This window comes from Streptomyces sp. RP5T (assembly GCF_003933965.1).
GTDB lineage: Bacteria > Actinomycetota > Actinomycetes > Streptomycetales > Streptomycetaceae > Streptomyces.
This window is the reverse complement of sequence record NZ_RSAJ01001110.1, coordinates 1-1,246: the sequence shown is the minus strand read 5'-3', so window position 1 is coordinate 1,246 and position 1,246 is coordinate 1. Positions and strand designations below refer to the sequence as shown.

Below are 1,246 nucleotides of genomic sequence, written 5' to 3'. Positions count from 1 at the left end.
GCACGGAGGTGGAGGCCTCCCGCCACCGGCTGACGGTCCCCGCCGGCGAACGCCGACGCCTCACCACCCGCCTACGCCCCACCCGACGCGGCGACCGCCAGGCCGACCGAGTGACGATCCGCTCCTACGGCCCTCTCCGGCTCTTCTCCCGCCAGGGCAACCACAGGGTCCCCTGGACGGTCCGTGTCCTGCCCCCGTTCACCAGCCGCAAGCACCTCCCCTCAAAGCTCGCCCGCCTACGCGAACTCGACGGCCGCACCAGCGTCCTCACCCGTGGCGAGGGCACGGAATTCGACAGCCTGCGCGAGTACGTCCCCGGTGACGACACCCGTTCCATCGACTGGCGAGCCACGGCCCGCCAGACCTCCGTCGCCGTACGCACCTGGCGCCCCGAGCGCGACCGCCACATCCTCCTGGTCCTCGACACCGGCCGCACCTCGGCAGGCCGCGTGGGTGACGCCCCTCGCCTCGACGCCTCCATGGACGCAGCCCTGCTCCTGGCCGCCCTCGCCTCCCGCGCCGGCGACCGCGTCGATCTCCTCGCCTACGACCGCGGGGTGCGCGCCCTCGTCCAGGGTCGGACAGCCAAGGACCTGCTGCCCTCGCTGGTCAACGCGATGGCCACCCTGGAGCCCGAACTCGTCGAAACCAACGCCCGTGGCCTCACCGCCACAGCCTTGCGTACGGCCCCTCGCCGCTCCCTGATCGTCCTGCTCACCAGTCTCGACGCGGCGCCCATAGAGGAGGGCCTGCTGCCCGTGCTTCCGCAGCTCACCCAACGGCACACGGTGCTTCTGGCTTCAGTGGCGGATCCCCACATCGCCCGTATGGCCACGGCCCGCGGCAACACGGATGCGATCTACGAGGCCGCGGCCGCCGCACAGGCCCAGAAAGAACGCCATCGCACGGCAGAACAACTTCGCCGCCATGGAGTGACTGTCGTCGACGCGATGCCGGACGACCTGGCTCCAGCGCTGGCCGACGCATATCTGGCCTTGAAAGCAGCCGGACGCCTGTAAACAAAAGAAGGGGGCGCAAAGCGCCCCCTCGAAGAAACTAAACCGCATGCCAAACGCAGAAAACCCCCGCGCCAACAGCACGGGGGTTTTCCCAAAAATTGTTCGGCGGTGTCCTACTCTCCCACAGGGTCCCCCCTGCAGTACCATCGGCGCTGTAAGGCTTAGCTTCCGGGTTCGGAATGTAACCGGGCGTTTCCCTCACGCTATGACCACCGAAACACTATGAA

At 68.5% G+C, this 1,246-nt stretch carries 1 protein-coding gene and 1 rRNA gene; one reads left to right on the top strand and one right to left on the bottom strand.

What is annotated here, in order from left to right:
- On the top strand, positions 1-1,019 hold a 1,019-nt coding region (locus tag EHS43_RS44820), incomplete at its 5' end, for a DUF58 domain-containing protein (RefSeq protein ID WP_148104358.1).
- A gap of 100 nt (positions 1,020-1,119) precedes the next feature.
- On the opposite strand, the gene rrf is transcribed toward EHS43_RS44820, so the two are convergent.
- Positions 1,120-1,236, bottom strand: a 5S ribosomal RNA gene (gene rrf / locus EHS43_RS44815).
- Positions 1,237-1,246: the final 10 nt, after the last annotated feature.